Genomic DNA, 26,101 nt, shown 5'->3' on the forward strand with positions numbered 1-26,101 from the left:
CACCCGGCCCATGGCACCCCCTTCGACATAACGCTAACGGCCCCCGCCCACCTAGTGGTGGACGGGGGCCGAAGGAACCTCCCTGGGGAGGGTACAACGCTCTGTAGCGCGATACTTCAGCCCTTGGCGACCAGCGCCAGGGCGTCATTCAGGGTCTTGCTGGGACGCATGACCGCACGGGCCAGTTCGGCGTCGGCATGGTAGTAACCCTTGATATCCACCGGCTGTCCCTGAACACCATTCAGCTCCTCGAGGATGGTCGCCTCGTTGGCCTCCAGGGTTTCGGCCAGACGCCCGAACAGCGCCTTGAGGTCGGCATCCTCGTCCTGGGCGGCCAACGCCTCTGCCCAGTACAGTGCCAGGTAGAAGTGGCTGCCGCGGTTGTCGATCTCGCCGACCTTGCGCGACGGCGACTTGTTCTCCTCGAGGAAGCGGCCGGTGGCCTTGTCCAGCGCATCCGCCAGCAGGGTAGCGCGCGTGTTGCCGAAGGTCTTGGCGAGATGCTCCAGGGAGGCGGTCATGGCCAGGAACTCGCCGAGGCTGTCCCAGCGCAGGTGGTTCTCCTCGAGCAGCTGCTGCACGTGCTTGGGCGCCGAGCCGCCGGCACCGGTCTCGAACAGGCCGCCACCCTCCATCAGGGGCACGATGGAGAGCATCTTGGCACTGGTACCGAGCTCGAGGATCGGGAACAGGTCGGTGAGGTAATCACGCAGGATGTTGCCGGTCACCGAGATGGTGTCGAGGCCACGGATCACACGCTCCAGGGTGTAACGCATGGCACGAACCTGGGACATGATCTGGATATCCAGGCCCTCGGTGTCGTGGTCCTTGAGGTAGGTGCGGACCTTCTTGATCAGCTCATTCTCATGGGGGCGATAGGGGTCGAGCCAGAACACCGCCGGCATGCCGGAGTCGCGGCAACGGTTCACGGCAAGCTTGACCCAGTCGCGGATCGGCGCGTCCTTGACCTGGCACATCCGCCAGATATCGCCCTCCTCGACATTCTGGGTGAGCAGCACCTCGCCGGTTTCCAGATCGGTGATATTGGCCACGCCCGCCTCCGGCACCTCGAAGGTCTTGTCGTGGGAGCCGTACTCCTCGGCCTTCTGGGCCATCAGACCGACGTTGGGCACGGTGCCCATGGTGGCGGGATCGAAGGCGCCATGCCACTTGCAGAAGTTGATCATCTCCTGGTAGATGCGGGCGAAGGTGGACTCCGGCATCACTGCCTTGACGTCCTTCATGCGGCCATCGGCGCCGTACATCTTGCCGCCGGCTCGGATCATGGCCGGCATCGAGGCGTCGACGATCACGTCGCTGGGCGAGTGGAAGTTGGTGATGCCCCGTGCCGAGTCCACCATGGCCAGCTCCGGGCGCTCATCGTGGCAGGCGTGCAGGTCGCGGACGATCTCGTCACGCTGAGCCTCGGGCAGGGTATCAAGCTTCTCGTAGAGGTTGGCGATACCGTTGTTGACGTCGACGCCCAGCTCATCGAACAGCGCGCCATGCTTCTCGAAGGCCTCCTTGTAGAAGATCCTGACGCAGTGGCCGAACACGATGGGGTGCGAGACCTTCATCATCGTTGCCTTGACGTGCAGCGAGAACATCACGCCGGTCTTGCGCGCGTCCTCGATCTCCCGCTCGTAGAAGGCCAGCAGCGCTTTCTTGCTCATGAACATGCTGTCGATGACTTCGCCTTCCTGCAGCTCGACACGGGGCTTGAGCACCCGGGTCTCGCCGCTGGCGGTAATCAATTCCATCTTCACGTTGCGCGGCCGATCCAGGGTCATCGACTTCTCGCCATCGTAGAAGTCGCCCTCATGCATGTGGGAGACGTGGCTGCGAGAGGCCTGGCTCCACTCCCCCATGTGGTGGGGATACTTGCGGGCATACTCCTTGACGGCCCGGGGTGCGCGGCGGTCGGAGTTACCCTCGCGCAGCACCGGGTTCACGGCGCTACCCATGACCTTGCTGTAGCGCGCCTTGACGTCCTTCTCCTGCTCATTGCTCGGCTCATCCGGGTAGTCCGGCAGAGCGTAGCCCTGGCCCTGCAGCTCCTTGATGGCGGCGCGCAGCTGCGGCATGGACGCACTGATGTTGGGCAGCTTGATGATGTTGGCTTCCGGCGTCTTGGCCAGGGCACCCAGCTCGGCCAGGTGATCCTCGACGCGCTGCTCGTCGGTCAGGTAATCGGGAAACTGGGAGAGAATACGCGCCGCCAGGGAGATGTCCCGAGTCTCGACCTCGACGCCGGCGGCGTCGGTGAAGGCGTCGATGACCGGCAGCAGCGAATGGGTCGCCAGCGCAGGCGCTTCGTCGGTGAACGTGTAGATAATCTTCGGCGTTTTTGACATGTTGGCGTTGATCTCTCTGGTCGCTGCGGTAGCAAGAAACGGGTTCGCTAGCGCGCTCACGATGACTGGAACGGGGACCCCGGCGTGCTCTCCCCAGGTTGTGATCCGGCGGGGATGCGCTCGGCACCGCGCCGCTGGCGGAGTCTCGGCAGGCCTTGTAATGACGATGCACTGCCGGCAAGCGGGCGCATTATACCAGCCACCCCGCCCCGGCGTATGCGCAATAAGGCTGACGCGCCCCTGCCATCCCACCCGGCTTGCCGGTAAGCTTGCCCCATGAGCAACCTCTATCTGCTGCACAAGCCCTACCGCATGCTGTCCCAGTTCACCGACCGCGAGGACGGCGACAAGGGGCCGCGCGCCACCCTGGCCGATGTGATCGACGTGCCCGGCATCTACCCGGCCGGCCGCCTCGACCACGATTCGGAAGGACTCCTGCTGCTCAGCGACGACGGCGAACTGATCCATCGCATCAGCCACCCCCGCCACAAGCAGCCCAAGACCTATCGCGTTCAGGTAGAAGGCACCCCAGGGGAAGACGCCCTGCAGGCGCTGCGGGCGGGCGTCGAGCTCGGCGACGGCATGACACTCCCGGCCAAGGTGCGCCGCCTTGCGCAGAGCGGGCTGCCGGAGCGCGACCCGCCGCTGGATCCGAAGCGCCACCCCGTGACCACCTGGCTGGAGTTGACCATCAGCGAGGGGCGCAATCGACAGGTAAGGCGCATGACCGCCCACGTGGGCCACCCGACCCTACGCCTGGTGCGGGTGGCCATCGGCCCCTGGCGGCTCGACGGGCTGGCCCCCGGGGAGTGGCGCCGCGAGACGCTGCATGCCCCCTCCGCCACCCGCCGCACTCAAGGGCCCCGCCGCGGGGCGCCCGGCAAGAGACCCACCAACAAGCGAGGAGGCAGACGATGAGCCGCTGGCACCCCTATGTGACCGTGGCCTGCGTGGTGGAGCGCGCCGGCGCCTTCCTGATGGTGGAAGAGGAGCGCGGAGGCCCGCAGACGCTGTTCAACCAGCCCGCCGGCCACCTGGAGCCAGGCGAGCGCATCCGGGATGCCGCCCTGCGCGAGGTGGAGGAGGAGACCGCCTGGCGGGTCGGCATCAGCGACTATCTCGGCATGTACGTCTACCAGGCCCCCGACGGCAAGACCTTCCATAGCCACGCCTTCCTCGGCATGGCGCTGGCGCATATGGGCAATGATCTGGACCCGGCGATCCATGCAGTGCACTGGCTGACCCTGGAGCAGATCGAGGCACTGGAGCGCGAGGGGCGCCTGAGAAGCCCCCTGGTGCTGCGCCGTATCCGCGACGCCCTGGCCGGACGCTTCTACCCCATGGACGTGATTCACGAACGTTGAGCGCTCGGCGACCAGCGCCCGGATCATGTATAATCTCGCCCCATTTATGTCACACCGATTTCGAGGGCGCCCATGACCGCCACCCCAGGCAAGGTGATCGTCGGCATGTCCGGCGGCGTCGACTCCTCCGTCTCCGCCCTGCTCCTTCTCGAGCAGGGCTATGACGTCGAGGGCCTGTTCATGAAGAACTGGGACGAGGACGACGGCACCGAGTACTGCACCGCCAAGGAGGACCTGGCGGACGCCGAGGCCGTGTGCGAGAAGCTCGGCATCCGGCTGCACACCGCCAACTTCGCCGCCGAGTACTGGGACAACGTCTTCGAGCACTTCCTCGCCGAGTACCAGGCCGGGCGCACGCCGAACCCGGACATCCTCTGCAACCGCGAGATCAAGTTCAAGGTGTTCCTGGAGTACGCCGAGATGCTCGGCGCGGAGAAGATTGCCACCGGCCACTATGTGCGCCAGGGGGTCCGCGGCGGCCGTCCGCGGCTGCTCAAAGGGCTCGATCCCAACAAGGACCAGAGCTACTTCCTGCATGCCGTGCCCGAGGCAGCCATCGCCCGCACCCTCTTTCCGGTAGGCGAGCTCGAGAAGCCCGAGGTACGCGCCATCGCCGAGCGCCACGACCTGGTCACCGCACGCAAGAAGGACTCCACCGGCATCTGCTTCATCGGCGAGCGGCGCTTCCGCGACTTCCTCCAGCAGTACCTGCCGGCCCAGCCCGGGGTGATCGAGACCCCCGAGGGCGAGGTGATCGGCGAGCATATGGGCCTGATGTACTACACCCTGGGCCAGCGCCAGGGACTCGGCATCGGCGGGCTGCCCGACCATCCTGAGGCGCCCTGGTACGTGGCCGCCAAGGACCTCGAGCGCAACGTGCTCGTCGCCGTGCAGGGCAAGCACCACCCGCTGCTCTATACCGACTCGCTGGCCACCGAGGCCATGGAGTGGGTCGCCGGCGAGGCGCCGATGAGCGAGGGGCGGCTTACCGCCAAGACCCGCTACCGCCAGGCCGACGTGCCCTGCACCTTCCGCGCCCGGCCGGACGGCGGCGTCGAGGTGGTCTTCGACGAGTCCCAGCGTGCCGTCACCCCCGGTCAGTCGCTGGTCCTCTACGACGGCGAGATCTGCCTGGGCGGCGGGGTCATCCGCGAGACCTGGAACGCCGCGGAGGTGGCCGCATGACCGCCACCACGCCGATCCACCGCGTCCCCGACGACCCCACCACCCGCCAGGCCCTGGCCCTGGCCGGCGTGTTCCAGGCCGCTAGCCTGGTCGACGAGCTGGCCCGCACCGGCCAGGTCGACCAGCGTGCCTGGGACACCCTGATCCGCGCCACCCTGGACACCAGCCCCGAGAGCTTCGAGGCGATCTACGGCGGCCACCCCAACAACCTGCGCCGGGGCCTCGAGGTGCTCGAGGGGGTGATCGGTCGCAAGCAGGCCAACCCGGTGGTGCTGCGCTACGGCTTCACCCTGCTGCTGCTGATGAACAAGCTGCGCCGCAACACCGCGATGATGGACGCCCTGGGCGAGAAGCTGACCCGCATCCAGGGCCAGGCCGAGCACTTCGGCGCGACCCACGAGAACGTCGTCGCCAGCCTCGGTGAGGCCTACCAGGAGACGCTCTCCACCTTCAAGACCCGTATCGTGGTCCAGGGCGACCCCTCGCTGCTGCAGAGCCGCATGATGCCGGAGCGGGTGCGTGCCTGCCTGCTGGCCGGCATCCGCTTCGCCCTGCTCTGGCACCAGCAGGGCGGCCGGCGCTGGAAGCTGATCGCCCAGCGCGGCGCTCTGAAGAAATCCCTGGATCGGCTCGCCTGAGCCACTCTCCCCTACGCTGCACAACGCCTTCACGAACCGGAACACGCCCATGCAAGCCCAGCCGCACTCTTCGCTCCCCCTGTCCGCCCTGACCGCCCTCTCTCCCGTCGACGGCCGCTACGGCGCCAAGGCCGAACGCCTGCGCGAGCACTTCAGCGAGTTCGGCCTGATCCGTGCCCGGGTCATCGTCGAGGTCCGCTGGCTCGAGCGCCTGGCCGAACTGCCCGGCATCACCGAGGTGCCACCGCTCTCCGCCGAGGCTACCGCCTTCCTCCAGGCGCTGATCCGCGACTTCTCGGTGGAGGACGCCGAGCGCATCAAGACCATCGAGCGCACCACCAACCACGACGTCAAGGCGGTGGAGTACTTCCTCAAGGAGCGTATCGCCGAGGTGCCGGAGCTCCACGCTATCAGCGAGTTCGTGCACTTCGCCTGCACCAGCGAGGATATCAACAACCTCTCCCACGGCGTGATGCTGAGCGACGGCCTCAAGGCGCTGCTGCCAGCGATGCACGAGGTGGCCGACCAGGTCGCCCGCCTGGCCCATGAGCACGCCGAGCTGCCGATGCTCTCGCGCACCCACGGCCAGACGGCGAGCCCCACCACCCTGGGCAAGGAGATGGCCAACGTCGCCTATCGCCTGCGCCGCCAGCTCAAGCTGATCGAGGGCGTGGAGATACTGGGCAAGATCAACGGCGCCGTGGGCAACTACAACGCCCACCTGACCACCTACCCCGAGGTGGACTGGCAGGCCAATGCGCGCACCTTCGTCGAGGGGCTGGGCCTGACCTTCAACCCCTACACCACCCAGATCGAACCCCACGACTATATCGCCGAGCTGTTCGATGCGGTGTGCCGCTTCAACACCATTCTCATCGACTTCGACCGCGACGTCTGGGGCTACATCTCGCTGGGCTACTTCAAGCAGAAGACCGTGGAGGGCGAGATTGGCTCCTCCACCATGCCCCACAAGGTCAACCCCATCGACTTCGAGAACTCCGAGGGCAACCTGGGCCTTGCCAACGCGATCCTCGGCCATCTGGCCCAGAAGCTGCCGATCTCACGCTGGCAGCGCGACCTTACCGACTCCACGGTGCTCAGGAACCTGGGCGTGGGCCTGGCCTATGGCCTGATCGCCTACGAGGCCGCGCTCAAGGGCATCGGCAAGCTCGAGGCCAACCCGGCGCGCATCGCCGAGGACCTCGACGCCAGCTGGGAGGTGCTCGCCGAGCCGATCCAGACCGTGATGCGTCGCTACGGCATCGAGAAGCCCTACGAGAAGCTCAAGGAGCTGACCCGCGGCAAGCGCATCGATCAGGCCGGCTTCGCCGCCTTCATCGATACCCTGGAACTGCCGGAAACCGTCAAGGCAGAACTCAAGGCGCTGACCCCGGCCACCTATATCGGCAACGCCGCCGAGCAGGCGAGGAGCCTATGAGCCCCACCACACCGCTGGCCATGCTGGGCGGCCTCTCTGCCGCCGAGTTCCTGCGCGACTACTGGCAGCAGAAACCGGTGCTGATCCGCGGCGCCTTCGCCGACTTCCAGTGCCCGCTCTCCCCCGACGAGCTCGCCGGTCTCGCCTGCGAAGAGGGCGTCGAGGCGCGCCTGGTCGAGGAGCACGGCGCCCGGGGTCCCTGGCAGGTCAGCCACGGCCCCTTCGATGAGGCGACCTTCGCATCCCTGCCCGACCGCGACTGGACCCTGCTGGTCCAGGCGGTGGACCACTACGTGCCCGAGGTGGCCGAACTGCTCGAGCGCTTCGCCTTCCTGCCCCGCTGGCGCCTCGACGACATCATGATCAGCTACGCCCCGCCGGGGGGCAGCGTCGGTCCCCACGTCGACCAGTATGACGTCTTCCTGCTCCAGGGCATGGGGAGCCGCCGCTGGCAGCTGGGCGGCCGAGTACCCGACGATGCCGCGATCATCCCCGGCATCGACCTGCGCATCCTCGAGCGCTTCGAGGTCGAGGCCGGCGACGACTGGGTGCTGGAGCCCGGCGACATGCTCTACCTGCCACCGGGCTGGGCCCACCACGGTGTCAGCCAGTCCGACGACTGCCTGACCCTCTCGGTGGGCTTCCGGGCCCCCTCGGCCGACGAGGCGATCGTCTCCTTCGCCGACTTCCTGGGCGACAAGCTACCCGACTCGTTGCGCTACGCCGACGCCGGCATGGCCCCGCCCGTCGACCCCGGCGAGCTCGATGACGCCGCCGTCGAGCGCATGCGCCGTCTGATCCTCGACACCCTGGACGACCCCGCCCGACTCGCCCAGTGGTTCGGCCGGGTGATGACCCAGCCCAAGTACGCCGACCAGCTGGTGGCCAACGAGACGCCCACCGCCCCAGCAGAGCTTGTCGCCGCACTACAGACGGGCGAGGAGCTGGTGCGCACCCCGGGCTCCCGCTTCGCCTGGCATGCCCTGGACGAGGGTCGCGCCACCCTGTTCGCCGACGGCGATGGCGCCGAGTGCGCGCTGCCACTGGCCCGGCTGATCGCCTCCGAGGCGGTGCTGGATGCCGAGCTGCTGGTCCACGAGGGGGCCGATGCACTGCTCGCAGCGCTGCTCGATGCCGGCAGCCTGGTCTGGGCGGAAGAGTTCGAAGAGTAGCGGCCTGCCACCGCATCAGCCCCGAGTACGGAAAGGAATGACATGCAAGAAGCCAAGCTTGAGATTCGTGAGGGACGCTGGGAGGCGCTCGGTCCCGAGGCCACCGAGATCCGTCGGGTGGTCTTCACCGAGGAGCAGGGGGTCTCCCGGGAGGAGGAGTGGGACGGCCGTGATGGCGAGTGCCACCACTTCCTTGCCCTCCTGAATGGCCGGCCGGTGGGCACCGCCCGCCTGCTGCCAGATGCCCATGTCGGACGGGTCGCGGTGCTCGCCGAGGCGCGCGGCCATGGCATCGGGGCGGCGCTGATGCACGCCGCCATCGAGGCCGCCCGCCGCCACGGCCACGCCGTCGTGGAACTCGCCTCCCAGACCCATGCCCTCGAATTCTACTCCCGGCTGGGCTTTGCGGCCCATGGCCCGGAGTTCCTCGACGCCGGCATACCGCACCGCAATATGCGCCTCCTGCTGGGCGACCGCTGAGCCAGCCCTCCCACCTTCAAACGAAAAATCACTACAGGAAGTCCCCGCAGGGCGGCTTCCTGTAGTCGAGCTACAACCCTGCCTTACCCTAAGGGGCGATTGTTGTGTCCCGCCGCCATGCGCCATAGTGCTGATCAAGGCGAGTGAGCAAACACCTGTTTAAGGTTTTTTTCAGGCCTGTCTCATACAGATGTTTCAAATCCGCCAGTGTTCGACCAAGGCAGCAGAGACAGACCGCCTTCGATCGATGACCCTGATCTCACTTCGCAGGTGCAGCATCGAGAGGCACCGGCAAGCGACCAACACCCGAGCGATTTCCCTGAGAGAGGATGGCCCCATGTCATACCAGGAAGATATCAAGGCACTGTCCCAGCTTCGTGAAGCCATGCAGGGCAAGTGGGCAGACATCAGCCCCGAGAACGCCGCCCGCATGCGTGCCCAGAACCGTTTCAAGACTGGCCTGGACATCGCCAAGTACACCGCGAAGATCATGCGCGAGGACATGGCGGCCTACGACGCCGACAGCGCCAAGTACACCCAGTCACTGGGCTGCTGGCACGGCTTCATCGGCCAGCAGAAGATGATCTCCATCAAGAAGCACTTCGGCACCACCAAGAGCCGCTACCTCTACCTCTCCGGCTGGATGGTCGCCGCCCTGCGTTCCGAGTTCGGCCCGCTGCCCGACCAGTCCATGCACGAGAAGACCGCCGTCTCCGGCCTGATCGAGGAGCTCTACACCTTCCTGCGCCAGGCCGACGCCTGGGAGCTCAACCACCTGTTCCGCGACCTGGAAGAGGCCCGTCAGGCCGGCGACAGCGCCAGGGTGACCGAGCTCGAGAAGGCGATCGACAACCACGAGACCCACATCGTGCCGATCATCGCCGACATCGACGCCGGTTTCGGCAACGCCGAGGCCACCTATCTGCTGGCCAAGCAGATGATCGAGGCGGGTGCCTGCTGCATCCAGATCGAGAACCAGGTCTCCGACGAGAAGCAGTGCGGCCACCAGGACGGCAAGGTCACCGTGCCCCACGAGGACTTCCTGGCCAAGATCAACGCCGTGCGCTACGCCTTCCTGGAACTCGGTATCGACGACGGCGTCATCGTTGCTCGCACCGACTCCCTGGGCGCCGGCCTGACCCAGAAGATCGCCGTGACCAACGAGCCGGGCGACCTGGGCGACCAGTACAACAGCTTCCTCGACGGCGACGTCATCGAGAAGGCCGAAGACATCAACAACGGTGACGTGGTCATCAAGCAGAACGGCAAGCTGGTCAAGGTCAAGCGCCTGGCCTCCGGCCTCTACCAGTTCAAGCCGGGTACCGGCGAGGACCGCGTGGTGCTGGACTGCATCACCAGCCTGCAGAACGGTGCCGACCTGATCTGGATCGAGACCGAGAAGCCCCACGTCGGTCAGATCGCCGGCATGGTGAACCGCATCCGTCAGGCGGTGCCCGATGCCAAGCTGGTCTACAACAACAGCCCCTCCTTCAACTGGACGCTGAACTTCCGCCAGCAGGTGTTCGACGCCTGGCAGGAAGAGGGCAAGGACGTCTCTGCCTACGATCGCGCCAAGCTGATGAGCCCGGAGTACGACGCCACCGAACTGGCCAAGCTGGCCGACGAGTGGACCCGCAACTTCCAGCGCGACGCCTCCCGCGATGCGGGCATCTTCCACCACCTGATCACCCTGCCCACCTACCACACCGCGGCACTCTCCACCGACACCCTGGCCAAGGGCTACTTCGGCGACGAGGGCATGCTGGCCTACGTGGAGGGCGTGCAGCGCCGCGAGATCCGCGAAGGCATCGCCACCGTCCGTCACCAGGACATGGCCGGCTCCAACATCGGCGACGACCACAAGGAGTTCTTCCACGGCGATGCGGCCCTCAAGGCCGGTGGCAAGGACAACACCATGAACCAGTTCTGAGCATGGTGACGCACTAGACGACTGGAACCTTGGGGAGGCTCACGCCTCCCCTTTTTTGTGTGCGCAAATTCTATTACCGCCGGTGAATATCCACTTTTCTTGTCACCTTATCGGGCTAGAATGAACAGCAATCGCCCGCCCGGTGCTGGCCAAGCATGGTGGCCCCGGGTAAACTCGGCTTAACAAAACAGTGTTCGCTCACTCGACAGGAAGTCATCGAAGCCATCGCGCTCGGTGAACGCCCCAGGAGGTCAAGCATGATTCCCATGAAACGTCTTCTCCCCGCACTCGCCATCGGCGCCCTGACGCTGGCCGGCTGTGCCAACACCGCTTCCATGGGCGGCAACGTCTACAGCAGCAACCAGGTCGGTGCCGAACAGACCGTGCGCTTCGGCACCATCCAGGCCCTGCGCCAGGTGCAGGTCCAGGCCGACAGCCGTGCCGGCGGCATTGTCGGTACCGGCGGTGGTGCGGTGATCGGTGGCCTGCTGGGCAACCAGGTGGGCGGTGGCTCCGGGCGTACCCTGGCCACCGCAGCTGGCGTCATCGCCGGCAGCGTGGCGGGCAGCAAGATCGAGGAGTCCGCCAACCGGGTCAGTGCCTGGGAGATGGAGATCCGTCGTGACGACGGCATCGATATCGTGGTCGTGCAGAAGGCCGACCAGGCCTTCCAGGTCGGTCAGCGCGTGCGCCTGATCGGCAGTGGCAGCAATATCACCGTCGCCCCCTACTGAGGCACCGGCGCTCATCGCTGCCTGGTGATGAACTGGCAATGCCGGTTTGAAATGCCGGCATAAACAGAGAAAGGCCCGCGGAGAGATCCGCGGGCCTTTTCGTTTCTCTTGGCGGGGGAGCACCGAATGGCCTGGCCAGTGGCCTGGCCAACGGCTCAGTGGAAATCCACCTTGCTCATCGCCCAGCCACCCAGCTTGACGGCGACCAGCACCAGGATGCCGACCACGATGGCGGTCATCAGAACGTCCACCGGACGCACCAGGGTGGTGGCACCGACCACGGCCAGGGCCAGGCTCCAGACCACGCTGTTGTTGCCACCGGTCTTCATCGCCTGGGGCAGGAGGCAATCCAGCGATGCACTCAGCGACGGCCAGCGCTTGAGCGAGAGGAAAAGGATCGCTGCGAAGGCGATCAACCAGATCACGACTTGGGCCATGGGGGTCTCCAGGATTCGAGTGAGTGTCGTTGGAAGATTCGAGTGGACGCTAGGTTAGCCCCGGCACCGGGGCGACGCAACCATCCGAAGGTCGGCGCTGATGCGGGTGAACACGACTCAGGATGGTGGCGAAGATCCTGAAAATGCCCCATCGCCCCTGACAGGATGTGCCCGTCGCGTTACCATGCCCACGACATGCACTCACCGAAAGGTTCTTCAATAATGCAGATTGCGCAAAATTCCGTTGTCGCGTTCCACTACACCCTGACCAATGACGCAGGTGAAGTGCTGGACAGCTCGGAAGGCCGCGAGCCGCTGACCTACCTCCACGGCGCCGGCAACATCATTCCGGGCCTCGAGAAGGAGCTTGAGGGCCGCGCTGCCGGCGACAAGCTCAATGCCACCGTGACGCCCGCCGAGGGCTACGGCGAGAAGCAGGAGCAACTGGTTCAGGAAGTGCCGCGGGATGCCTTCCAGGGCGTCGAGAGCATCGAGCCCGGAATGCAGTTCCAGGCCCAGACCCAGGGCGGCCCGCTGATGGTCACCGTGACCCAGGTCGGTGGCGACACCGTCACCGTCGATGGCAACCACCCGCTGGCAGGCCAGACCCTGAACTTCGACGTCGAGATCGCCTCGGTGCGCGAAGCCAGCGAGGAAGAGGTCGAGCACGGTCATGTGCACGGCGAGGGTGGCCACGAGCACTGAGTCACTCAGTGAGCGACACCGCATCGTGAAGGGGCAGCCGATTGGCTGCCCCTTTTACGTAGGCATGCCGGTGACGAGTCAGCTGGCGGCGGCGCCCTCAGGACGCCGCCGCCACAGCCAGATGGCGATGGACAGCGTCACACCCAGCACCAGCCAGGAACCCAGTGCCACTCCCCTCCAGCCGCCCAGGTGCCAGAACGGCTCCAGCCAGAACACCCCGAGGCTGGCGCCGGTGTAGTAGAACACCAGATAGAGTGCCGAGGCGCTGCCCCGCGCCTGGCGCGCATGCCGCCCCACCCAGCTCGAGGCCATGGAGTGGGCCACGAAGAAGCCGAAAGCGTTGATGGTCAGCCCCACCAGGATCAGCGACAGGCTGTCGGAGAGCGTGACCAGGGTGCCCGCCATGAAGATGGCGATGCCCATCATCATGCAGGCCGGCTGGGAGAGATGGCGCACCAGTCGCCCGGAGAGCGACGAGCCCAGGGTGCCGCCCAGGTAGGTGAGGAAGATCAGCCCCAGCAGGGTGCCACCGAGGTCGAAGGGCGGAGCCGCCAGACGGAAGGTAATGTAGCTGTACTGGTTGATGAAGATCAGGAAGTTGAGCCCGCCGAGCAGGTACGCCGAGAGCAGGGTCGGGTTGCGCAGGTGGGCAGCGAGATCCGCGACGGCGCCGGCCAGCTCGAAGCGGCGCGGCGTGAAGCCCCGCGACGGCGGCAGCAGCTTCCAGAACAGTGCCACCCCTGCCAGGGTGATCAGCCCCACCGCCAGGAAGCCGGACGCGCTGCCGCCCAGCTCACCCATGCCACCGCCCACCACGCGCCCGCTGATCCCACCCAGGGTGTTGGCACCGATATAGAGGCCCACGGCGGCCAGCATGGCATCGGGCTCGAACTCGTCGCCCATCCAGGCGATGGCCACCGCCGGCAGGCCACCCAGCACGAAGCCCTGCAGGGTGCGCAGCGCCAGCAGGGTCTCGAAGTTGGGCGCCAGGGCCAGGGCCAGGGAGAGCAGTCCCGCCGCCAGCAGGCTGAGACGCATGATGCCGGCGCGGCCGATGGCATCCGACAGTGGCCCGAAGACCAGCAACGAGGCCGCCAGCGCCAGCGTGGCCAGCGACATCACCAGCCCCACCACCAGCGTCGAGACACCGTAGGCCTCGCGCAGGTCAGGCAGCAGCGGCTGCGGCGCATAGAGATTGATGAAGACCAGCAGCGAGCCCAGGCTCAATGCCAGGGTGGCTCGCCACCAGGCGGCGCTGCGTATGCGAATCATGACAGACCTTGAATGGCGGGCGCCCTGCCCCCTCAGGCGTCGACGTCGGCCTGCAGGCGCTGAGCCAGGTTGGTCGGCTCCAGGGCACGCCGAGCCTGCCAGTAGTGGCGGCGCCAGTAGCTGTTGTCGAGCTTGGAGATCATCACCCCTCGCGAGGAGGAGGCGTGCAGGAAGCGCCCCTCGCCGACATAGATGCCGACGTGGCGGTAGGTGCCGGGCGGCCGGAAGAACACCAGATCGCCCGGGGCCAGCTCATCGCGTGCAACGGGACGCCCCTGGCTCACCTGCTCACCGGTGGTGCGCGGCAGGGAGAGCTGGAAGGTCTCCTCGAAGACATTCTGCACCAGAGCCGAACAGTCGACTCCTCCCCGGGAGGTACCGCCCAGGCGGTAGGGAGTGCCCACCCAGCGCTCGTGCTGGGCCAGCAGGGCCTGACGCACCAGCGCCGGCGGCGGATTGCCGAGACGACGCGCCTCGAGGATGGGGTTGTCCACCGGCGACATCATGGGGTCCCAGCCCCCGGGAAGGCCCGGCAAGTCACGGGAAAAATAGGGCTCCTCGGCGTCGAGGGAAGCGCGATCCCGCGACGTCGAGGCACAGCCGGCCAGCACGGCCAATGACACGACAACCAGCAGGGTACGGCACAAGGGGTTGACGACCATCCTGCAGCGACCTCTTCCCTGAGCCACGCCCGCCGGCATCGTGGATCCGGGGCGGGGAGCAACGCTGTGGCAGTGACGCCGGCCAAGGCCGGTAGCACTGCCGAAGCGGCCTGTCGGCGGCTCGAGTGATACGGGGCTCCCGACAGGTGGAGCCATGGCATATTCGGGAACGACTATAAACCAGCATCGCGGGGCTGGCGAGCCCCGCGCATCGCCTCAGTGCAGCAGCCGGGCGTCGCCCGGCAGGGTATCGATATGCATCGGCGCCCAGTGACGCGGCCGGGCACCGGGAAATTCCAGGCTGGCCCAGGGTCCCGCCAGGGGCGGCGCGGCACTGAGCCAGGCCACCAAGGCCTGACGAAGGCCCGCCAGGAAGCTCTCGCGCTCCGGGGTCTCCCCCATGAAGAAGGAGAAGCCGGCGTAGAAGCCGCGGGCGTAGGCATCCCAGCCGGAGTAGTGGGACGCGGCCAGGCCGTGGGCTCGCTCCAGCACCCTGTCGAAGGCCGCCGACTCCAGCCAGCCCAGCTGGCGACCGGCGACCGCCAGGTCCACCGCCTGGGCCAGATCCCAGGCCGTGAGGTCGGTCTCGTTGCAGCCATCCTCGTTGTCGCGAACCCGCTGCAGGCGCAGCAGGTGGGTGCGCTCCTCGTCACTGCACTCGCCGCTCTCCAGGGTGGCGATCTCAGAGGCGAGGCGGGCCGAATTGAGCGTGTAGGGGGCGTAGTTGATCTGGTACTCCTGGCGATCACCGTTCTCCAGCAGGAAGTCCAGGAACTCGCTGAGCTCCTCGGCGGAATGCAGGCCGTAGTGGCCATCGACCCACTCGCGGATGGCCACCGCCTCACGCTCGCTCTCGCGGTGCGGCACGCTCCAGGGCGGACTGTTGAGCGGCCCCACCAGTGACAAGGCGGTAAACTGCGACAGCCTTGGGCGGGGGCCGGGCTCACGCCACTCGTCGACCCGCCAGTCGAGCCAGTGGAACAGGCTGCCGGGATCCTCCAGGTGCCAGCGGATCTCCAGGGCGAGAGTCGGCTGGTCCTCCTCCGGGAGCAGCGAGTCCCAGCTGACCCAGGCCTCCAGCAGGCGTCGGGAATCGGGGTAGAAGCGACACAGCGAGCCGCGCAGCGCCTCGGCCAGGGCCGCCAGCCCGTCGACATCGAAGGCCTCGCTGTCGAAGGCCATCTGCAGGTAGAAGGCGTACTTCTCTGCCATATGGATGGTCGCCGCATGATGGCTGGCCCGACGCAGGCCATCACGCTGGGCCAGCGCGGCAGGCTCCGCCACCCCGAAGGGCGTCTCGGCCGGCGGCAGGGCTCCGTGGGCCGCATCGGCAGCGAGCTGGTTCAGGTGGTGCGCCTGGGCCGGCAGCCAGTAGCGTTCCAGCGCCGCGACTCCCTCTTCGGGATGCAGGTCGAGATTCTCGGCCAGAAAACCCAGCGCATCGTCACGGCGCGCCGCGCTCACTGCCACCGGTGGTCCCTGGCGCACGGCGAGCTCCGGCTCTCGCACCGAAGCCAGTGCCAGCACCCAGTGGCGAGGATCGGCCCTCCAGCCTCGCATCGCATCACGGGCCGGCGCCAGCCGCTCCTCGTCGACCAGCCCCTGAAGAGGCACCCGCCAGGGGCTCAGCGGCGACTGCAGCAGCAGGCGCCAGTCGCTCTCGAACGCTCCCAGCAGGTCGCGCCCATCGAACAGGCTGCGTCCGCGCTGATAGGCCCTCGCCAGGGCCGACCAGTCGCTGTAACGGTGCTGGATCAGGTCGGCCGCATGCAGGGCGAAGGTTTCGGCCTCCTCGGCCTCGAGCCACCCCAGGCAGGCGCCCGCCCAGGCCAGGTCCACCAGGCGCAGCCAGTCCCAGGCGGCCCACTCCAGCGGCTCGCCCTGATCCAGGAAGGCCAGCAGGGTGCGACCGTAGCGACGCTCGTCCGCCTCCAGCCCAGCGCACCAGGCACGACGGGCATCGTGATCCAGAGCCAGCAGCCGAGTGGCATCCAGGTCCCAGCCCTGGCGGTCGCCCTGAGCTCCCAACCAGAGCAGGACCCGCAGCAGGTCCTCGCGGCTGTGCACCCGCCAGTCCTCGGCGAGCCACTCGGCCAGGCCCGCCCAGTCGTGCTCGCCGGCGGGCAGGGCCAGCACCGGGGCAAAACCGGCGCGCAGCCGCCAGGCCGCCGCGCCACCGCTGCCGGGCCAGGGTGCCTCGGGACGGTCATGCACCGCCAGCCACTCGCCGAGACGGTCCCAGGTGATTCCCTCCCCCTCGTGTTCGAGCACCGCCAGCGCCTCGCAGGCATCGGCGAAGCCATCATCGCCGCGCACCCAGCCATCGGCACTGCGCGCGCGGCGCAGCGCTTCCAGCCAGGCATCCAGATCGCGATGGTGGGCCACGACCTCGCCGGCCAGCCAGTGGGCCCAGGCGCGCGCCTGGGCCTCGTCCAGCCAGCCCGCGGCCGCGCCCAGGGCGGCCAGTTCGAGAGCCGCCAGCAGCCTGGCAGGGTCGGCATCGGCACCACCGGTACCCAGTGACTCCAGCAACCGCCAGCCAAGCTCACCACGATCGGGTACCGCCAGGATCGACAGGCGAGCACGGGCATCTTCCGGCTCCACACTGAGCGGGTCGGGGTCGAAGGCCCAGTCACAGAGCACCAGCTGCTGGGCCCACCAGGCGTTCAGGAGATCGATCAATGCTCACCTCGATATCAGGTCGCAAGGGCCGCTCGCAGCGGCCGGGAGATGTCGACGTGGGAGTCGTCCGGCGTCAGTGACACTGGGCGCCGTGCTGTCAGGGGCCATGATTTCAGGCGCCATGATTTCAGGCGCCATAGTGTAGCGGAAAGCATCGCCGGCGCCGATGACTGGCGCGATCTTTCATCCATCACCGTTAGCGGATGCCATCTGCTTGGCGCAGCGTTTTAAATAATGCACACTGCGTAAATTATGCCAACAACTCCCCCGGAGGACCCATGCCAGAGCTGCCCGATATCCTGATCCCCAAGGCCTTCATCGCCGGCGAGTGGCACGATGCCGAGACGCGCTTCGCCGTCACGGACCCCGCCAGTGGCGAGGTGCTCGCCGAGGTACCCGACCTGGGCGCCGACGCCACCCGCGACGCCGTGGCCGCCGCCGAAGCCGCCTGGCCGGCGTGGCGGAAGCGCACCGCCAAGGAGCGGGCCAACCTGCTGCGCGGCTGGTATGACGCCATCATGGACCATCAGGAGGCACTCGCCCGGCTGATGACCCGGGAGCAGGGGAAGCCGCTGGCCGAGTCCCGGGGCGAGGTGGCCTACGGCGCCTCCTTCGTGGAGTTCTACGCCGAGGAGGCCAAGCGCCTGGCCGGCGAGACCCTGCCCAGCCACGGCGTCGACAAGCGCATCCTGGTGTTCCGCGAGCCCATCGGTGTGGTGGCGGCCATCACCCCCTGGAACTTCCCGCTGGCGATGATCACCCGCAAGTGCGCCCCGGCGCTGGCCGCCGGCTGCCCGGTGGTGATCAAGCCCGCCGAGGCCACGCCGCTTACCGCCCTGGCGCTGGCACGCCTGGCCGAGCTCGTCGGCTTCCCGGCCGGAGTGATCAACGTGGTCACCGCCAGTCGCCCGGCCGAGGTCGGCGAGGTGCTGACCAGCGACCCGCGAGTACGCAAGATCTCCTTCACCGGCTCCACCCCGGTGGGCAAGAAGCTGCTCGCCCAGTGCGCCGGCACCGTCAAGAAGGCCTCCATGGAGCTGGGCGGCAATGCGCCCTTCATCGTCTTCGACGACGCCGACCTGGACGCCGCCGTGGAGGGCGCCATCGCCTCCAAGTACCGCAACTCCGGGCAGACCTGCGTGTGCACCAATCGCCTGCTGGTGCAGGACGGCGTCTACGACGCCTTCGTGGAGAAGCTGGCCGCCCGGGTGGCCGAGCTCCGGGTGGGCAGTGGTCTCGAGGAGGGCGTGGCCCAGGGGCCGCTGATCAATGCCGCGGCGGTGGAGAAGGTCGAGGCGCACATCGCCGACGCCCTGGCCAAGGGGGGGCGCCTGGTCACCGGCGGCAAGCCCCACGCCCTGGGTGGCACCTTCTTCGAACCTACGGTGATTGCCGATGTCAGCGAGGAGATGCGGGTCGCCCGCGAGGAGACCTTCGGTCCCCTGGCACCGGTGTTCCGCTTCGCGACCGAGGAGCAGGCCATCGCCATGGCCAACGCTACCGAGTTCGGCCTCGCCGCCTATTTCTACGCCCGCGACTACCGTCGCATCTGGCATGTCATGGAAGGGCTGGAGTATGGCATGGTGGCGGTGAACGAGGGGATCCTCTCCACCGAGCTGGCCCCCTTCGGCGGCGTCAAGGAGTCAGGCCTCGGGCGCGAAGGCTCCCACCACGGCCTGGATGAATATACTGAACTAAAATATGTGTGTGTCGGCGGCCTGTAACGTCCGCCACTCAACCACCAGGAGGCAACATGACCAACGCTGAACTCAACGACCTGAAGAAGCGCTACGTCGCCAACGGCGCCGCCAGCCCCGCCACCCAGTTCGCCGACCGCGCCGAGAACGCCCTGATCTGGGACGCCGACGGCAACCGCATCATCGACTTCGCCGGCGGTATCGGCGTACTCAATATCGGCCATCGCCACCCCAAGGTGGTCGAGGCGGTCAAGGCGCAGCTCGACAAGGTGATGCACACCTGCCAGACCGTGATGCCGTACGAGGGCTACGTGAAGGTGGCCGAGCAGCTCAGCAAGGTCACCCCGGTGCGCGGCCACGCCAAGGTGATGCTGGCCAACTCCGGCGCCGAGGCGCTGGAGAACGCGGTCAAGGTCGCGCGGGCCGCCACCGGCAAGAACAACGTGATCTGCTTCGACGGCGGCTACCACGGCCGCACCTTCATGACCATGGCCATGAACGGCAAGGTCGCCCCCTACGCCGCCGACTTCGGTAGCATGCCGGGCAACGTCTTCCGCGCGCCCTACCCGGTGCCCTACCACGGGGTCAGCGAGGATGAGGCCCTGCGCGGCCTGAAAATGGCGCTCAAGACCGACGCCAACCCCCGCGACACCGCGGCCATCGTGCTCGAGCCGGTGCTCGGCGAGGGCGGCTTCTACCCCGCCCCGGCCAGCTTCCTCAAGGCGATCCGCGAGATCTGCGACGAGCATGGCATGCTGATGATCATCGACGAGGTGCAGTCCGGCTTCGGCCGCACCGGCAAGATGTTCGCCATCGAGCACAGCGGTGTCGAGCCGGACATCATCACCATGGCCAAGAGCATGGCCGACGGCATGCCGATCTCCGCCGTGGTGGGCACCGACGTGCACATGGACGCCTCCGGGGCCAACTCCCTGGGCGGTACCTACACCGGTAGCCCGGTCTCCTGTGCCGCGGTGCTGGCGGTGCTGGACGTCTTCAAGGAGGAGAACATCCTCGAGAAGAGCCAGGCGCTGGGCGAGAAGCTCGGCAAGCGCTTCGAGAAGTGGCAGCAGCAGTTCGACTGCGTCGACAATGGCCGCCACATGGGCGCCATGGCCGCCATCGACCTGGTCTCCGACAAGGCCAAGCACACCCCGAATGCCGACCTGGCGGCGGCGCTTTGCAAGCGTGCCCGCGAGAAGGGCCTGATCCTGCTCTCCTGCGGCCTCTACGGCAACACCATCCGCTTCCTGATGCCCGTCACCATCGAGGACGAGGTGCTGGAAGAGGGCCTGGCCATCGTCGAGGAGTCCCTCAAGGAGCTGGTGGGCCAGCCCGCCACCGCCTGATCCCGGCGACCCCGTCCGACCTCACCGCCCGGCCAAGTGCCGGGCGGTGCTCGTTTTGAACGCTCAGTACCTCCCTACTTGCATGGATAACAGCCAGCCAGGAAGATAGCGGCGTCCACCGCGAGGCCATAGCGTGATACTCAGAACCCTCTCCCTGCTGCGCTCCCTGCAGGGCGCCAGCCACACCGCCGACGAGGCCCGCGCCAGCGTTCAGCAGGCCAGCGACTACCGCTGGCTGCGCGACCAGCTGCGCCACGGCACCGTGGTCGACGAGGAGGCGCACCTCGCCGACGGCACCCCGGCACTGGCCGTCGCCCTCGCCTACCCTGCCACCGCGAAGCGCCTGGCCGGGGGCAGCTGGCCCGAGACCCCCGAGGCCCGCGAGCGCTGCCACGTGGCCGGCACCCACGCCTGTCGCGCCGCCGGCGCGCCGGCCTACCGCACCCTGGAGAGCCTCTCCCGGGGGGTCGCCGAAGGCGCCATCTCCATACTGCGCGACGCCGCACGTTTCCAGTACCTGCTGGAACGCGACGCCCTCGAGCTCGCCTGGCGGCGCCCGCAGCGACTGCCGACTGGCCTCGCCGCCGCCCTTCCCGAGTCATCCGGCGCCAGCGGCTGGTTCCTGCTCACGCTGCGCGTGCCCGGCACCACACCGCCTCCCCGCCTCACCGGGGCCTGGCTCGACGAACGCCTCGACCGCTACCGACGCATCCTGCCCAGGCCGGGCTGAGCCCGCACCCGCCAGACTGTCACCGACGCGCCCAGGGTCTACCGATACGTGCGGGCTGCGACGGCGCAAGTAAGCTGCATGCCTGGGGTGACCCCTGCACCCCGAGCGGCAATTTGCCGCAATCCTGCTAGGCTGGAATAACGTAATACCCGAGCAAGGGACGACTCCGGCACCAAAACCACAAGCACAAAAAGGGCCGGCGCCAGCGGGAAGCTGGCGTCCGGTCCTGCCAGGAGCAGCGCCATGACAAAACTCCCCCCCGACACCAGGACTCGCGGCCTCCATGAGCTCTACGCCGAGGACCCCGAGAACGCGGACCGCCTGCTGTGGAACCGCGAGGTCGACCCCGTGACTCGCCGCGGCTTCCTCAAGCGCTCGAGCCTGCTGGCCATGGCGGCCGCAGTGGGCGGCTCGATTCCCTTTGCCGACAAGATGCCTGGCGGCCTGATCCCGGCGGCCCTCGCCCAGAGCGAGGAGCCCTTCACCCTGGAGGGCAAGGAGGGACTGACCGTCCTCAACGACCGTCCGATCAATGCCGAGACCCCGGCCCACCTGCTCGATGACGACATCACCCCGGCGAAGTACATGTTCGTGCGCAACAACGGCATCCCTCCCGAGGTGGAGAGCATCGACGCCGACACCTGGGAGCTGGAGATCGGCGGGGAATCCTGCGAGAACCCGCAGACCTTCACCATCGCCGACCTCAAGGAGAAGTTCGAGCATCATACCTACCAGCTCCAGGTGGAGTGCGGTGGCAACGGACGCAGCGAGTACGTGCCCTCGGCCAGCGGCAACCAGTGGACTACCGGCGCAGTGGCCTGCCCGACCTTCACCGGCGTGCGCCTGCGCGACGTGCTGGAGGCCTGCGGGACCAAGGACGATGCCGTCTATATCGGCTACTACGGCGCCGACCGTCATGCCAGCGGCGACCCTGGCAAGGACCCGATCTCGCGCGGCGTGCCCATGTCCAAGGCTCTGGAGGACGAGTCGCTCATCGCCTGGGCGATGAATGACGAGGACATCCCCTACCTCAACGGCTACCCCCTGCGCGTCGTCTGCGGCGGCTGGCCGGGGTCGGTCTCCGGCAAGTGGCTCAAGCGCATCGTGATCCGCAACCAGAAGCACGATGGCACCAAGATGGGCGCCCCCTCCTACAGTGTGCCCAAGAACCCGGTCGCCCCGGGCAGCGTGGTGCCCAAAGAGGACTTCGTGACCATCGAGTCGATGCCGGTGAAGTCGCTGGTAACCTTCCCGAAGTCCGGGATCGACCACGCCATGGGTGAGACGATGACGGTTCGCGGCCACGCCTGGGCCGGCGACCTAGCCGTGAAGGAGGTGCACGTCTCCATCGACTTCGGCGCCACCTGGCAGAAGGCCGAATTGAAGGAAGCCCCCAACCGCCTGGCCTGGCAGCGCTGGACCACCGCCGTGGATTTCCCCGAGACCGGCTACTACGAGGTATGGGCCAGGGCCACCGACGAGGAGGGGCACTCCCAGCCCATGGTGGTGCCGGGCTGGAACCCCAAGGGTTACCTCAACAACGCCTGTCACCGCATCGCGGTCCAGGTGGCCTAGGAGGTAGCCATGATGCGTTTCAAGAGGCTTATCAACCCGCTGCTGGGTGTCGCGATGCTCGGCTTGCCGCTGAGCGTCGCCGCCCAGGAGAGCGACCCCGATACCGGCCTGGTGATGGCCGAGGGTTGGGAGACGGTACGCAGCAACTGCACCGCCTGCCACTCGGCCAACCTGGTGACCCAGAACAGCGGCACTCGCAACCACTGGGAGTACCTGATCCGCTGGATGCAGGAGACCCAGGGGCTGTGGGAGTTCCAGCCCGAGACGGAGGACACCATCCTCGACTACCTGGCCCAGTACTACGGTCCCAAGGAGGATACCCGCCGTCCGGCGCTACCGCGCACGTTGATGCCGGACAACCCCTACCCGACGGTCACCGACTCCGGCTGACGCGCCATCCACACACCGAGGCATCCACAGGCCCCTTGCGAGAGGCCTGGTCGCGTTGGCGCGTGGCCGGCCGAGGGTCAGGAGGTCAGGGAATCAGCACCGCCGCCCCGGAGAGGCGCCCCTCGCGCAGGTCATCAAGCGCCTGGTTGGCCTGCGCCAGGGGATAGGCGCGGGTCTCGGTACGAATCGGCACCCCGGGGGCCAGGGCCAGGAACTCCTCGCCGTCGCGACGGGTCAGGTTGGCCACCGACTTCACGCTGCGCTCCTCCCACAGCAGGCGGTAGGGAAAGCTCGGGATATCGGACATATGGATGCCACCGGAGACCACCACGCCACCGGGACGCACCTGGGCGAGTGCGGTGGGCACCAGATCGCCCACCGGGGCGAACAGCAGGGCGGCATCGAGGGGTTCGGGCGGTGCCTCGTCGCTGCCACCGGCCCACTCGGCGCCGATGCGACGGGCGAAGGCCTGGGCCTCGGCATCACCGGGGCGGGTAAAGGCGAAGACGCGCTGGCCGCGGGCGACGGCCAGTTGTGCCAGGATGTGCGCCGCGGCACCGAACCCGTAGATGCCCAGGCGTTGGTTCGCCTCGCCGCCGGCCAGGCGCCAGGTGCGGTAGCCGATCAGCCCCGCGCAGAGCAGCGGTGCACACGCCTGGGCATCGTCGCCGTGCACGGCAAAGCAGTAGCGGGCATCGGCCACGCAATACTCGGCGTAGCCACCATTGCGGGTGTAGCCGGTGAACTCGGCGCGCTCGCAGAGGTTCTCCTCGCCGCGCCGGCAGGGGGCGCACTCGCCGCAGGTCCAGCCCAGCCAGGGCACCCCGACGCGCTGGCCGATCGCGAGTCCACTCACCCCCTCCCCCAGTGCGGTGACCTCGCCAACGATCTCATGGCCGGGCACCAGCGGCAGGCGAGGTTCGGTCAGCTCGCCATCCACCACGTGCAGGTCGGTACGGCACACGCCACAGGCCAGCACCCGCAACTGGACCTCTCCGGCCCCCGGTCGAGGGCGCGGCAGGGTTTCCAGCACCAGCGGCTGGCCGGGGGCATGCAGGCGCATGGCGCGCATGGTCTCGCTCATCGGGCGTCTCCTGTCGGCTGACATCTTGGGCTCAGCCGACAGGATAGCCGAGGCGTCAGGCGACGACCTTGACCTCGTACCCGGTGTACTTGCGCAGGTTGATCACACCGCTGTCCAGTATCAGGTACTGCCCCTTGAGGCCCAGCAGGGTGCCGGACACCTCCGGGCTCTTGTCGAGGTTGTGGGAGACCACCTTGGTGGGATACTCGAGCACCGGATAGTCGAGAGCCACCGGTGTCTCGTCCAGCACGCGGATGGCATCCGCACCGAAGCGTTCACGCAGGTTGGCCAGGCCGGCCTCGAGGCGCGCCAGCAGGCGGTCCCGCTCGGCGGGCAGGTCGAGCGCCGTGGTCTCGCCCTTGAGCATGGCCCGCCAGTTGGTGCGGTCAGAGACCTCCTCCTTGAACAGCATCTCCACGAAGCCGGACTGCTGACGGGTATCCACGGCCAGGACAGGCAGAGCCTGGACGGCGCCCTGGTCGAGCCAGCGGGTTGGCACCTGGGTGCCGCGGGTAATCCCCACCTTGAGGCCCGAGGCGTTGGCCAGATAGACGATATGCGGCTGGAAACAGTGTCGCTCGGCCCACTCCGGCTCTCGGCAGGTGCCCTCGAAGAAGTGGCAGGTCTCCGGCTTGACGATACAGGTATCGCACTGGGCGAGGCGCTTGAAGCAGGGGTAGCAGTAGCCCTGGGCGAAACTCTTCTTCGTCGCGCGGCCGCAGTGGGTGCAGGCGATGGCACCGCTCCAGGCAAGCGAGAGCGGCTTGCCAAGGCGTTCATTGAGGTCGAGGCGCTGCTCGCCAGCGCGCAGGGTATAGCGGGCGGGCTCGCCGCCCTGCCCCGGAACGATGGCCATCTTGGTCAGGCAGCCCGTCACCTCGGCGGCCGCGGCGATGGACTCAGTCACGGCCGGCATCCTTGGCCAGGCCGGCCAGCGCGGGGTCGACATTCGCCCCGCTGCTGGCGCCGCCGCAGGTGCGCCGTTCGAGGTAGCCTACCCGCTCGCTCTCGGGCACATTGTTCTCCACCTCGTAACGCATCACTGCCTCGAGGCACAGCTCGGTCTGCTCGCGGGTCAGCATCCGGCCGTCGGGCCACTTGCGCAGGGACACCGCCTGCTTGAGGCTCGCGTAGATGGCCGGGGTCATCTGCTGGATCATGCGCTCGAAGGTCATATCGCTCATGGTTCATCTCTCTGTGTTCATACGCAATGCGGTGACGGCGAGATCAGCGCTGCCGGCGTGCCCGCCCGGAATAGTACCAGCCCAGCACCAGGCCCACGACCAGGCCACCCAGGTGTGCCTCATTGGCCACGTTGCCGAAGCCCACCGCACCGGCCATGTCGGTCATGGTGAAGAGCATCCAGCCGAGCATGAAGACCACCAGCATCTGGGGCACGAAGAAGCCGCTGCCCGGGGCGCGCCGCGACATCAGCCAGACATAGCCGAGCAACGCGAAGTCCACGCCGGACATGCCACCGAACAGCGCGGTGCCGACGGCGTACTGGGCCAGGTTGGCACCGATCCCGGCGGCAAGCAGGATCGTCAGCATGCGCAGGCTGCCCTGCAGCGCCTCGACCTGGCGGCCGAAATACCACAGCCAGAGCATGTTGAAGATCAGGTGCATCCAGCCGAAATGCAGGAAGGCCGGCGACAGCAACCGCCACACCTGGCCCGACGCCAGCGCCTCCGTCAGGCTACCCACCGACAGGGTGCCGGCCGGGCTGATCCCCAGAGGCACGATGGCAAGCAGCGCGATCACCAGATCGCCGAACACCGCCATGGCGGCAAACACCAGCAGGCACAGACCCAGGGTCGCCGCGGTGAGTGGCACCTGGCGCAGCACCGACAGCAGCGAGTCGGCATTGCCGGGACGCAGCGGCGGCGTCTCGACCGGCAGCGGCTCACCGCGCTGCCAGCGTCCCACCACCTCCACCATAGCCTCGTGCTGGGCCGGGTCGGCCAGCCACAGCAGCTGCCCCTCCGCCTCCTCGGTGATGCGATGGCCGATGCGCGCCGCCCACAGGGCGCGGCGCAACTCTCGGGTATCGGCATCGGCGGGCAGCAGCATCACGCGGTACATGGCATTACCTCGAGCGGAGGGGAGTGTCGGCGGCAAGCGCTGGACGGACACGCATAAAAAATCCGGCGGAGGGGGCCGCCGGACAAGAGCAAGGGATCATTCAAGGGAACACCTACTCAGATGGCGGATAGGGTCGGGAGT

The 26,101-nt window shown here is 67.6% G+C and carries 24 protein-coding genes; 15 read left to right on the forward strand and 9 right to left on the reverse strand.

Annotated elements, in window-relative coordinates; translation table 11 throughout:
* Positions 1 to 116: 116 nt before the first annotated feature.
* Positions 117 to 2,354 carry an NADP-dependent isocitrate dehydrogenase gene (locus tag LWH48_RS06175; protein ID WP_232911879.1) on the reverse strand — a complete coding sequence of 746 codons (2,238 nt, stop codon included), beginning with the start codon at positions 2,352 to 2,354 and terminating at the stop codon, positions 117 to 119.
* Between the two features lie 276 nt (positions 2,355 to 2,630).
* Between LWH48_RS06175 and LWH48_RS06180 the strand changes: the two genes are divergently transcribed.
* The 9 genes from LWH48_RS06180 to LWH48_RS06220 all read left to right on the forward strand — a co-directional run bounded on the left by LWH48_RS06180 (position 2,631) and on the right by LWH48_RS06220 (position 11,295).
* Positions 2,631 to 3,272, forward strand: a complete 642-nt coding sequence (locus LWH48_RS06180; RefSeq protein ID WP_232911880.1) for a pseudouridine synthase — start codon at positions 2,631 to 2,633, stop codon at positions 3,270 to 3,272.
* Complete coding sequence (locus tag LWH48_RS06185; RefSeq protein WP_232911881.1) at positions 3,269 to 3,718, forward strand: NUDIX domain-containing protein; 450 nt, start codon at positions 3,269 to 3,271, stop codon at positions 3,716 to 3,718. The genes LWH48_RS06180 and LWH48_RS06185 overlap by 4 nt, the downstream gene beginning before the upstream one ends.
* A 72-nt stretch (positions 3,719 to 3,790) precedes the next feature.
* Entirely contained in the window at positions 3,791 to 4,903 is a 1,113-nt protein-coding gene (gene mnmA / locus LWH48_RS06190; protein WP_232911882.1) for a tRNA 2-thiouridine(34) synthase MnmA, read from the forward strand.
* A complete protein-coding gene (hflD, locus tag LWH48_RS06195; RefSeq protein WP_232911883.1) occupies positions 4,900 to 5,541 on the forward strand; it encodes a high frequency lysogenization protein HflD in 642 nt (213 codons plus the stop codon). The genes mnmA and hflD overlap by 4 nt, the downstream gene beginning before the upstream one ends.
* Before the next feature lie 49 nt (positions 5,542 to 5,590).
* Positions 5,591 to 6,979, forward strand: coding sequence for an adenylosuccinate lyase (purB, locus tag LWH48_RS06200; protein ID WP_232911884.1), 1,389 nt, complete (start codon positions 5,591 to 5,593; stop codon positions 6,977 to 6,979).
* Positions 6,976 to 8,151 (forward strand): cupin domain-containing protein, encoded by a 1,176-nt coding sequence (locus LWH48_RS06205; RefSeq protein WP_232911885.1) that lies wholly within the window; start codon positions 6,976 to 6,978, stop codon positions 8,149 to 8,151. Before purB ends, LWH48_RS06205 begins: the two co-directional genes overlap by 4 nt.
* A gap of 42 nt (positions 8,152 to 8,193) precedes the next feature.
* Entirely contained in the window at positions 8,194 to 8,631 is a 438-nt protein-coding gene (locus LWH48_RS06210; protein WP_232911886.1) for a GNAT family N-acetyltransferase, read from the forward strand.
* A gap of 337 nt (positions 8,632 to 8,968) precedes the next feature.
* Positions 8,969 to 10,561, forward strand: a complete 1,593-nt coding sequence (locus LWH48_RS06215) for an isocitrate lyase (RefSeq protein ID WP_232911887.1) — start codon at positions 8,969 to 8,971, stop codon at positions 10,559 to 10,561.
* Between the two features lie 266 nt (positions 10,562 to 10,827).
* The gene (locus LWH48_RS06220; RefSeq protein WP_232911971.1) at positions 10,828 to 11,295 is read left to right on the forward strand and encodes a glycine zipper 2TM domain-containing protein; all 468 of its coding nucleotides are present in this window, start codon (positions 10,828 to 10,830) and stop codon (positions 11,293 to 11,295) included.
* A 155-nt stretch (positions 11,296 to 11,450) separates the two neighbouring features.
* Here LWH48_RS06220 and LWH48_RS06225 read toward each other — a convergent pair whose 3' ends face one another.
* A complete protein-coding gene (locus LWH48_RS06225; protein ID WP_232911888.1) occupies positions 11,451 to 11,732 on the reverse strand; it encodes a hypothetical protein in 282 nt (93 codons plus the stop codon).
* 222 nt (positions 11,733 to 11,954) lie between these two features.
* On the opposite strand from LWH48_RS06225, the gene LWH48_RS06230 reads away from it, so the two are divergent.
* Positions 11,955 to 12,437, forward strand: a complete 483-nt coding sequence (locus LWH48_RS06230) for an FKBP-type peptidyl-prolyl cis-trans isomerase (RefSeq protein WP_161432474.1) — start codon at positions 11,955 to 11,957, stop codon at positions 12,435 to 12,437.
* Between the two features lie 78 nt (positions 12,438 to 12,515).
* Here the strand turns inward: LWH48_RS06230 and LWH48_RS06235 are convergent, their stop codons facing one another.
* The 3 genes from LWH48_RS06235 to LWH48_RS06245 form a co-directional block, all read right to left on the reverse strand.
* Positions 12,516 to 13,709 carry an MFS transporter gene (locus LWH48_RS06235; protein ID WP_232911889.1) on the reverse strand — a complete coding sequence of 398 codons (1,194 nt, stop codon included), beginning with the start codon at positions 13,707 to 13,709 and terminating at the stop codon, positions 12,516 to 12,518.
* Between the two features lie 32 nt (positions 13,710 to 13,741).
* Complete coding sequence (locus LWH48_RS06240; RefSeq protein WP_232911890.1) at positions 13,742 to 14,371, reverse strand: C40 family peptidase; 630 nt, start codon at positions 14,369 to 14,371, stop codon at positions 13,742 to 13,744.
* Positions 14,372 to 14,587: 216 nt separating this feature from the next.
* Positions 14,588 to 17,053: a DUF1266 domain-containing protein gene (locus tag LWH48_RS06245; protein WP_232911891.1), complete on the reverse strand. Its 2,466-nt coding sequence runs from the start codon at positions 17,051 to 17,053 to the stop codon at positions 14,588 to 14,590.
* A gap of 278 nt (positions 17,054 to 17,331) precedes the next feature.
* Here LWH48_RS06245 and LWH48_RS06250 point away from each other — a divergent pair, with 278 nt between their 5' ends.
* The 5 genes from LWH48_RS06250 to LWH48_RS06270 all read left to right on the forward strand — a co-directional run bounded on the left by LWH48_RS06250 (position 17,332) and on the right by LWH48_RS06270 (position 22,794).
* Positions 17,332 to 18,777 carry an NAD-dependent succinate-semialdehyde dehydrogenase gene (locus LWH48_RS06250; protein ID WP_232911892.1) on the forward strand — a complete coding sequence of 482 codons (1,446 nt, stop codon included), beginning with the start codon at positions 17,332 to 17,334 and terminating at the stop codon, positions 18,775 to 18,777.
* A gap of 29 nt (positions 18,778 to 18,806) precedes the next feature.
* Complete coding sequence (gabT, locus tag LWH48_RS06255) at positions 18,807 to 20,099, forward strand: 4-aminobutyrate--2-oxoglutarate transaminase (protein WP_161432479.1); 1,293 nt, start codon at positions 18,807 to 18,809, stop codon at positions 20,097 to 20,099.
* A 133-nt stretch (positions 20,100 to 20,232) separates the two neighbouring features.
* Entirely contained in the window at positions 20,233 to 20,829 is a 597-nt protein-coding gene (locus LWH48_RS06260) for a hypothetical protein (protein ID WP_232911893.1), read from the forward strand.
* 243 nt (positions 20,830 to 21,072) lie between these two features.
* Positions 21,073 to 22,404 carry a sulfite oxidase gene (locus tag LWH48_RS06265; RefSeq protein ID WP_232911894.1) on the forward strand — a complete coding sequence of 444 codons (1,332 nt, stop codon included), beginning with the start codon at positions 21,073 to 21,075 and terminating at the stop codon, positions 22,402 to 22,404.
* A gap of 9 nt (positions 22,405 to 22,413) precedes the next feature.
* Positions 22,414 to 22,794, forward strand: coding sequence for a hypothetical protein (locus LWH48_RS06270; RefSeq protein ID WP_232911895.1), 381 nt, complete (start codon positions 22,414 to 22,416; stop codon positions 22,792 to 22,794).
* Positions 22,795 to 22,879: 85 nt separating this feature from the next.
* On the opposite strand, the gene LWH48_RS06275 is transcribed toward LWH48_RS06270, so the two are convergent.
* The 4 genes from LWH48_RS06275 to LWH48_RS06290 are packed head-to-tail and all read right to left on the reverse strand — an operon-like array spanning position 22,880 to position 25,960.
* A complete protein-coding gene (locus LWH48_RS06275; RefSeq protein WP_232911896.1) occupies positions 22,880 to 23,878 on the reverse strand; it encodes a zinc-dependent alcohol dehydrogenase family protein in 999 nt (332 codons plus the stop codon).
* Between the two features lie 55 nt (positions 23,879 to 23,933).
* Positions 23,934 to 24,794 carry a DUF2797 domain-containing protein gene (locus tag LWH48_RS06280; protein ID WP_232911972.1) on the reverse strand — a complete coding sequence of 287 codons (861 nt, stop codon included), beginning with the start codon at positions 24,792 to 24,794 and terminating at the stop codon, positions 23,934 to 23,936.
* The gene (locus tag LWH48_RS06285; RefSeq protein WP_213313001.1) at positions 24,778 to 25,062 is read right to left on the reverse strand and encodes a YeaC family protein; all 285 of its coding nucleotides are present in this window, start codon (positions 25,060 to 25,062) and stop codon (positions 24,778 to 24,780) included. Before LWH48_RS06285 ends, LWH48_RS06280 begins: the two co-directional genes overlap by 17 nt.
* 43 nt (positions 25,063 to 25,105) lie before the next feature.
* A complete protein-coding gene (locus tag LWH48_RS06290; protein ID WP_232911897.1) occupies positions 25,106 to 25,960 on the reverse strand; it encodes a rhomboid family intramembrane serine protease in 855 nt (284 codons plus the stop codon).
* Positions 25,961 to 26,101 lie beyond the last annotated feature (141 nt).

Source organism: Halomonas sp. G15, assembly GCF_021282295.1.
Classification (GTDB): domain Bacteria; phylum Pseudomonadota; class Gammaproteobacteria; order Pseudomonadales; family Halomonadaceae; genus Halomonas; species Halomonas alimentaria.